Genomic DNA, 1,467 nt, shown 5'->3' on the forward strand with positions numbered 1-1,467 from the left:
CCAGTACTTCCTAAAAACAGTGTAATCATGATGGATAATCCAACTTTTCACAAGAAACAGAGTATTCAACAAGTCATCATCGATGTGGGGGATATGGTGAAATATTTGCCTACCTATTCGCCAGATCTTAATCCAATTGAACATAAATGGGCACAAGCTAAATGCAAAAAAAAGGAGCGCTCGGATGCGACACAGATATTTTGTTCGCGCTCAATATGGTGTAATCAAAATTAAGTCGCTTCGCTATAGGTCATTTATTAATGGCCAATAAAATTCGTATTACGGTATTAGAGCAAAATGTCAGTGCAATTTATACGATGCGACGCTATAGCTATAGAGTTTATTATAGCGATGCGCAAGATTTGCAATTACTGCGATCAACCGGATCGGCGAAAGGCAGCGTGATTGTTATTATCAGTGATAATCCAGAAGAAGTGATGGGGATAGTTCATTTATATCAGGCTAATTTTCCCAATCTTCATATCATAGCAAGAGCACGAGGACGTTTTGAAGCGCCTCAATTACGAGAAAATAGTGTGACCGATTTTTGTCGAGAGATATTTGTCAGTGCGCTTGAGATGGGGGAAAAGACATTGATAAATTTAGGCATACATCCCCATCAGGCTCACCAAGCAAAACAGCATTTTCGTCAACTAGATGTTAAAATATATAAAGAAAATTCGCCTAAAGCCGGTGAGGGTGAGATTGGCCAAGCGACTCGAATCAAAGAAGCGCGTAGAGAGTTTGAAGAATTGTTTGAATTTGAAATAGAAATAACGCAAGAGCGTGGACAACCAAAAAGTTGGGATTAACATAAGATTAATTAGCGAGAAAGTGAATGTCTGTAATACGTAAAAGATTCATTGCTGGCGCTGTTTGTCCTAAGTGCCAATCTCAAGATACGCTGATGCTTTGGCAAAAAATGCATTTGATTACCTTGAATGTAAAAAGTGTCACTATAGACAATCTCAGACAGTAGATGGATCTGATAGTCATATCAAAAGTAAAAATTTGCAAATAGAAATTTTTACTTTGAAATAAAAATAATGTTTTTTATAAGTGTCAATACAACTGTACTTTTTTTTACAATTGGAAAGATTTTTATCCACGACGTTGTAGGAGATGTAATGAAAAAAGTAGCGAAAGATTTAGTGGTGAGCCTGGCTTATAAAGTGAGAACAGAAGATGATATATTAGTTGATGAGTCGTTGGACACTGGGCCACTTGATTATAGCTAAGCGACTTAATTTTGATTACCACCATATTGAGTGCGAACAAAATATCTGTGTCCCATCCGACCGAGCGCTCTTTTTTTTGCATTTAGCTTTTGCCCATTTATGTTCAATTGGATTAAGATCTGGCGAATAAGTAGGCAAATATTCCACCATATGCCCCGCATCGATGATGACTTGTTGAATACTCTGTTTCTTGTGGAAAGTTGCATTATCCATCATGATTACACTGTTT

At 37.2% G+C, this 1,467-nt stretch carries 4 protein-coding genes and 1 pseudogene; 4 read left to right on the forward strand and 1 reads right to left on the reverse strand.

Features of this window, described 5'->3' with window-relative positions:
- From ARSQ2_RS09925 to ARSQ2_RS09940, 4 genes and pseudogenes are all read left to right on the forward strand, one after another.
- On the forward strand, positions 1–234 hold a 234-nt coding region (locus ARSQ2_RS09925; RefSeq protein ID WP_202880415.1), incomplete at its 5' end, for a transposase.
- A 26-nt stretch (positions 235–260) separates the two neighbouring features.
- Positions 261–812, forward strand: a complete 552-nt coding sequence (locus ARSQ2_RS09930; RefSeq protein WP_181995197.1) for an NAD-binding protein — start codon at positions 261–263, stop codon at positions 810–812.
- Between the two features lie 26 nt (positions 813–838).
- Positions 839–979, forward strand: coding sequence for a YheV family putative zinc ribbon protein (locus ARSQ2_RS09935; protein WP_420837772.1), 141 nt, complete (start codon positions 839–841; stop codon positions 977–979).
- 148 nt (positions 980–1,127) lie between these two features.
- A pseudogene (locus ARSQ2_RS09940) lies at positions 1,128–1,232 on the forward strand (peptidylprolyl isomerase); the annotation flags it as partial.
- Between the two features lie 21 nt (positions 1,233–1,253).
- On the opposite strand, the gene ARSQ2_RS09945 reads toward ARSQ2_RS09940, so the two are convergent.
- On the reverse strand, positions 1,254–1,467 hold a 214-nt coding region (locus ARSQ2_RS09945; protein WP_181995198.1), incomplete at its 5' end, for a transposase.

Source organism: Arsenophonus endosymbiont of Bemisia tabaci Q2 (assembly GCF_902713415.1).
In the GTDB taxonomy this organism is placed as follows: Bacteria; Pseudomonadota; Gammaproteobacteria; order Enterobacterales; family Enterobacteriaceae; genus Arsenophonus.

Excerpts from the sequence above, each read along its gene's own strand:
- ARSQ2_RS09930 (WP_181995197.1), top strand. The coding sequence starts at position 261 with ATGGCCAATAAAATTCGTATTACGGTATTAGAGCAAAATGTCAGTGCA.
- ARSQ2_RS09935 (WP_420837772.1), top strand. The coding sequence starts at position 839 with ATGTCTGTAATACGTAAAAGATTCATTGCTGGCGCTGTTTGTCCTAAG.